This is a genomic window from Bradyrhizobium sp. (assembly GCF_035701725.1).
GTDB lineage: Bacteria > Pseudomonadota > Alphaproteobacteria > Rhizobiales > Xanthobacteraceae > Bradyrhizobium.
Genome location: NZ_DASSRP010000357.1, coordinates 1 through 5,449, shown reverse-complemented (window position 1 = coordinate 5,449; position 5,449 = coordinate 1). Strand labels below are relative to the sequence as shown.

Annotated in this window: 6 protein-coding genes; all 6 read left to right on the top strand. The window is 64.1% G+C overall.

The window, feature by feature from the left end; all coding sequences use genetic code 11:
* The first annotated feature begins 88 nt into the window (after window positions 1–88).
* A complete protein-coding gene (locus VFL62_RS21380) occupies window positions 89–1,387 on the top strand; it encodes an MFS transporter (RefSeq protein ID WP_325174378.1) in 1,299 nt (432 codons plus the stop codon).
* A gap of 18 nt (window positions 1,388–1,405) precedes the next feature.
* Window positions 1,406–2,182 (top strand): maleate cis-trans isomerase family protein, encoded by a 777-nt coding sequence (locus VFL62_RS21375; protein WP_325174377.1) that lies wholly within the window; start codon window positions 1,406–1,408, stop codon window positions 2,180–2,182.
* A 52-nt stretch (window positions 2,183–2,234) separates the two neighbouring features.
* Window positions 2,235–2,921: a GntR family transcriptional regulator gene (locus tag VFL62_RS21370; RefSeq protein ID WP_325174376.1), complete on the top strand. Its 687-nt coding sequence runs from the start codon at window positions 2,235–2,237 to the stop codon at window positions 2,919–2,921.
* Window positions 2,918–3,676 carry an aspartate/glutamate racemase family protein gene (locus tag VFL62_RS21365; RefSeq protein ID WP_325174375.1) on the top strand — a complete coding sequence of 253 codons (759 nt, stop codon included), beginning with the start codon at window positions 2,918–2,920 and terminating at the stop codon, window positions 3,674–3,676. The genes VFL62_RS21370 and VFL62_RS21365 overlap by 4 nt, the downstream gene beginning before the upstream one ends.
* Complete coding sequence (gene hydA, locus VFL62_RS21360) at window positions 3,676–5,085, top strand: dihydropyrimidinase (protein ID WP_325174374.1); 1,410 nt, start codon at window positions 3,676–3,678, stop codon at window positions 5,083–5,085. The genes VFL62_RS21365 and hydA overlap by 1 nt, the downstream gene beginning before the upstream one ends.
* Window positions 5,086–5,124: 39 nt before the next feature.
* The coding region (locus VFL62_RS21355; protein ID WP_325174373.1) for an alpha/beta fold hydrolase at window positions 5,125–5,449 on the top strand (325 nt) is incomplete at its 3' end.

Below are 5,449 nucleotides of genomic sequence, written 5' to 3'. Positions count from 1 at the left end.
TCGCTGACAGGGGAGGCCGTCAATGGCGACGGCCGCGCGAAGACAACAAGCAAGGCTCGCGCAAGGGCTGCCGGCATTGGGGGAGAGCATGAGTGACCAGGCCATTGCTGCCGCAGGCGCCGTCAAACCGACCAGCGTCCGCTGGAAGATCTTTTTTCTGCTGCTGTTTCTCGTCTCGGTGAACTACATCGACCGTGCCTCGCTCTCGGTCGCCATGCCGCTGATCTCGAAGGAGTTCGATATCGATCCGGCCTGGCAGGGACTGATCCTGAGTTCGTTCTTCTGGACGTACGCCTTCATGCAGGTGCCGGGCGGCATGCTGGCCGACCGCTTCAAGCCGCGAATCGTGGTGGCGCTGGCGACCGTGTTCTGGGGCGCATTCCAGGCCATTGCCGCGCTGGCGACCAGCTGGTTCGTGCTGCTGCTCACGCGCCTTGGTCTCGGCGCGTCCGAAGCGCCGATCTATCCGGCCGGCGGCAAGCTCAACGGTCTCTGGATGACCCAGACCGAACGCGGGCGCGGCGCAACGCTGCTCGACGGCGGCGCGCCTCTCGGTGCGGCGCTCGGTTCGATCGTGATCGCCTGGCTGATTGCGGCGTTCAATTCCTGGCGCATGGCGTTCGTGATCGCCGGTGTCGGCACCATCGTGTGCGGGCTGTGGGCCTGGTACTACATCCGCAACTCGCCGCGCGAACACCCTTCCGTCAATGAAGCGGAAGCGCGCTACATCGAGCAGGCGCACGCAGTGGAGGATGCGGCCTCGACCACGTCACTGGGCGGAAGCTGGATTTCCTATTTCAAGTTCCGTTCAGTCTGGTGCATGTGCCTCGGCTGGTTCTTCTTCAACGTGACATTCTACGGCCTCTTGACCTGGATGCCGACCTATCTGTTCAAGGTGCACAATCTCGACATCAAATCGCTGGGCAACACCTCCTTCATCATTTTCTTCGCCGGCTTCGTCGGCGAATTGATCGGCGGCTGGATCGGCGATCGCTGGCGCGAGGGCGGCGGCACGCCGAACCTGGTCTACCGTACGTTGTTTGCGATTGCGGCCATCATGGTGACGATCTCCATTTTCATGGTCGCCTACACCAAAGACGCCATCATGGTCGTGGTGCTGTTGTCCTCGACGTTGTTCTTCCTGCGCTGGTGCGGCATGTATTGGGTTATTCCCGCGGCGCTGGCCGGCCGGGCCAAGGCGGGTTTCCTCGGCGGCTGCATGAATCTCGGCGGCAATATCGCCGGCATCACGACGCCAATCATTGTCGGCTTCATCGTGCAGGCCACCGGGTCCTACTTCCTGGCGCTGATGTATTTTGCGTTTGCCGGCGTGGCGCTCTTGATCTGCTCGACGCTGATCGATTACAGCCGCCGTCTGCCGGTATAGGCGAAAGGCTCGAAAGAAATGACCAGGCTCGGCATGCTCACGCCGTCGTCCAACACCGCGCTCGAGCCGGTCACCTACGCGATGCTGGCCGGCGTCGAGGGTGTGTCGATGCATTCCTCGCGCTTCAAGGTGACGGAGATCGCTCTGTCGGAATCCTCGCAGGCTCAGTTCGATCACAGCGAAATCCTGCGGGCGGCCGAGCTTCTCGCTCACGCAAAAGTCGATGTCATCGCCTGGAACGGCACATCTGCAAGCTGGCTCGGGTTCGAACGCGACGAGCAATTATGCGAGCGCATCACGCAGGCGACTGGCATCCGCGCCTGCACCACGGTGCTCGCCTATCGCGATCTGTTCCGGCAACGACCGGCCGCACGGATCGGCCTGGTCTCGCCCTATACCGCCGATGTGCAGGACCGGATTATCGCCGTCTGGGGTGGGCAAGGGCTGAACTGCGTCGCCGAGCGGCACTTGTCGCTCGCCGACAACTTCTCCTTTGCCGAGGTGCCGGAGGCCGAAGTGGCGCGCTTGATCGAGGAGGTCGTGCGTGACGGCGCCGATGCGGTCGTCGTTTTGTGCACGAACATGCGCGGCGCGGCCGTCGCCGCACCGCTCGAGCGCAAGCTCGGCGTCAGTGTTTTCGATTCGATCGCCGTTACGCTGTGGGGGTGCCTGATCGCGGCCGGCGTTGACCCATCCATCATCCGCGGTTGGGGCAGCGTGTTCGCCAGTCGCGATCTGTTGCCGCCGACTTTCGCGGCGCTCAGGCGCGAAGCTGTTGTGGCGCGCCGTGGCTAGAACCAGAATCAAGTCGGCAACCGACGGGAAAGCGCCGAAGCGCCGCAGCGGAATGACGGCGTTGCGAGGGCGCACCTTGCGCGTTCCCCGCAGCGGCTTGCATGAGCAGGCCGCCAACAAGCTTCGAGCGCTGATCGTGCGCGGCGACCTCATGCCGGGCGAGCCGTTGCTCGAGGTCGGGCTGTCGGAAGCGCTCGGCATTTCGCGCACGCCGCTGCGCGAGGCCTTGAAGCAGCTTGCCGCCGAAGGCCTGGTCGAACTGCGGCTCAATCGCGGCGCGGTGGTCGCGCCGTTGCGGCATGAGGAATTGACCGAGCTATTCGAGGCGGTCAGCGCCATCGAACGCTCGGCTGCGGAACTGGCGGCGATTCGCATGACGGCGCAGGACCTCGACCGGCTCGAAGCGCTGCAGGGGCGGATCGAGCGTCATCACGGTCGCGGCGAACTACGCGACTATTTCGAGATCAATCAGCAGATCCACCGCGCCATCGTCGGCTTTGCCCGGAACGCCGTGTTGAAGGCCTCGCATGAGAGCCTGCTGGCGCGCGCCGAGCGGGCGCGCTTTTTTGCGCTGGCGGCCGACGGGCGATGGGACGAGTCGGTGCGCGAGCATCGGCAGATTCTCGGCGCACTGAAGGCGCGCGATGCGGATCGGGCGGGGCGGCTGCTCGGCCTGCACGTTCGCCGCACGGGGGAAACGGTCGCCGAAACGCTCACGAAGACGAAGGTGACGCCGTGAAAATTCTGCTGCTCAATCCCAATACGACCGCTGATGTGACCGGACTGCTCGCCGCCGCAGGAGCGCGCGCCGCATCGCCGGGCACGGAGCTGGTGCCGATGACGGCCAAACGCGGCGTGCCTTACATTGCGACCCGCGCCGAAGCGCAGATCGGCGGGGCGATCGCGCTGGAAATGCTGGCCGAAGCCGGTTCCACTTTCGACGCGGCGATCATTGCCGCTTTCGGCGATCCCGGCCTGTTCGGCGCCCGCGAGCTGTTTTCGTTTCCGGTTGTCGGCCTTGCCGAAGCCGCGATGCTGACCGCCTGCATGGTCGGCCGAAAGTTCGCCATCGTGACGTTTTCGCGCACGCTCGCGCCCTGGTACCAGGAATGCGTTGCGATGCATGGTCTGGAAACGCGTTGCGCCGGCATCCGCGCGCTCGACGAAGCGTTTCAATCGATCTCGGACGTTCAGTCCGAAAAGGAAGAGGTGCTGGTGCGGCTGGCGAATACGGCGGTCGAACAGGACGCCGCCGACGTGGTGATTCTGTCCGGCGCGCCGCTCGCCGGCCTCGCCGACAAGGTCAAAGACCGCATTCCGGTTCCCGTGATCGATCCCGTCGCCGCGGCGGTGCGGCAGGCGGAAACGCTTGCCGTGTTGAAGCCGCGCAAAGCGATCGCCGGCACGTTCCGCCGGCCGGGCCCCAAGCCCACGACGGGCCTCGCCGAACCGCTGGCCGCCGTGATCGAGCACCGTGAGCAGGGAGGACGCTGATGCCGTTCGATACCATCATCCGCGGCGGCACCGTCGTGACAGCGGCCGATACCTTCTCCTGTGACGTCGGCATTGCCGACGGCAAGATCACCGCCCTCGGCAAAGATCTCGGCACGGCAACGACGATCATCGACGCGACCGGGCGACTGGTGATGCCCGGCGGCATCGACAGCCACGTTCATTTCGCGCAGCCCTCGGGCGAGGGCATCGTGATGGCGGACGGGTTTGCGTCAGGCACCCGTTCGGCGGCGTTCGGCGGCAACACCACGGTGCTGCCGTTTTGCCTTCAAGAGAAGGGACAGACGTTGCGTGAGGCGCTGAAGAGATATCATGCGCTGGCCGACGGTGAATGCCATGTCGACGTTTCCTTTCATCTCATCGTGTCAGATCCGACCGAGCATGTGCTGGGCCAGGAACTGCCGGCCCTGGTCGAGGACGGTTACACCTCGCTGAAGGTCTTCATGACCTATGAGGGTCTCGCGCTCTCGGACCGAGAACTCCTGGAGACGATGTCGGTGGCGCGCGAGACCGGTGCCATGCTGATGGTGCATGCGGAGAATTTCGACGCCATCAAGTTTCTCACCGATCGGCTGGAGCGGTCCGGCCATACCGCCCCGCGATTTCACGCGACCTCGCGGCCGATACCGGTCGAGCGCGAGGCCACGCATCGCGCGATCTCGCTCTCGGAACTCGTCGACGTGCCGATCATGATCGTGCATGTCTCCAACCGCGGGGCGATGGAGGAGATCCGCCGCGCCCAGCAACGCGGGCTGAAGGTGCTGGGCGAAACCTGTCCGCAATATCTGGTGCTGACCGAGAAGGACCTCGACCAGCTCAACATGGAAGGTGCCAAATATGTCTGCTCGCCGCCGCCGCGCGACGAGGCCAGCCAGAAGGCGTGCTGGGAAGGCCTTCAGCAGAAGGTGTTCTCGGTGTTCTCGAGCGATCACTGTCCGTTCCGCTATGACGATCCGCAAGGCAAGCTGGCGCCGAAGGGACGCACCAGTTTCCGCTGGGTGCCGAACGGGATTCCGGGCGTAGCGGCGCGCTTGCCGATCCTGTTTTCGGAAGGCGTGGTCAAGGGCCGCATCGACCTCAACAGCTTTGTCGCCTTCAGCGCTACCAATCACGCCAAGATCTACGGCCTCTATCCGCGCAAGGGCACGATCGCGGTCGGATCGGACGCCGACATCGCGATCTGGGACCCGGAGCGCAAGGTTACGATCCGTCACGACCTGATCCATGACGGCTCCGACTACACGCCCTATGAGGGCATCGAAGTCACGGGCTGGCCGGTGATGACGATGGTGCGCGGGCAGGTCGTTGTCGATGACGGCAAGCTCGTCGGTGCCAAGGGTTTCGGCACCTATCTGTCGCGCAACAAGCCGCCGAAGAATCTTCCAGTATGAATATCAAGATGAAGATCAACAAGAAGCAGGGAGGACGCCATGCCATATGCGACAACCGATGACGGGGTGCGGCTCTATTTCGAGGAGACCGGCACGGGCCAGCCTGTGATCTTCGTGCATGAATTCGCCGGCGATCTGCGCAGTTACGAGCCGCAGATGCGGCACTTCGGCAAACGCTATCGCGCCATCGCCTATAACGCCCGTGGCTTTCCGCCCTCCGACGTACCCCAGGATGTCGCCTCTTATTCGCAGGCGCGCGCCGCGGATGACATTCTGGCGGTGCTCGATCACATCAAGGCGCCGAAGGCGCACATTGTCGGCCTCTCGATGGGCGGTTTTGCGACGTTGCATTTCGGCATTCGCC

What these genes read in the sequence shown, in the direction of transcription:
- VFL62_RS21380 (WP_325174378.1), top strand. Translation starts at nt 89, where the DNA reads ATGAGTGACCAGGCCATTGCTGCCGCAGGCGCCGTCAAACCGACCAGC.
- VFL62_RS21375 (WP_325174377.1), top strand. Translation starts at nt 1,406, where the DNA reads ATGACCAGGCTCGGCATGCTCACGCCGTCGTCCAACACCGCGCTCGAG.
- VFL62_RS21370 (WP_325174376.1), top strand. Translation starts at nt 2,235, where the DNA reads ATGACGGCGTTGCGAGGGCGCACCTTGCGCGTTCCCCGCAGCGGCTTG.
- hydA (WP_325174374.1), top strand. Translation starts at nt 3,676, where the DNA reads ATGCCGTTCGATACCATCATCCGCGGCGGCACCGTCGTGACAGCGGCC.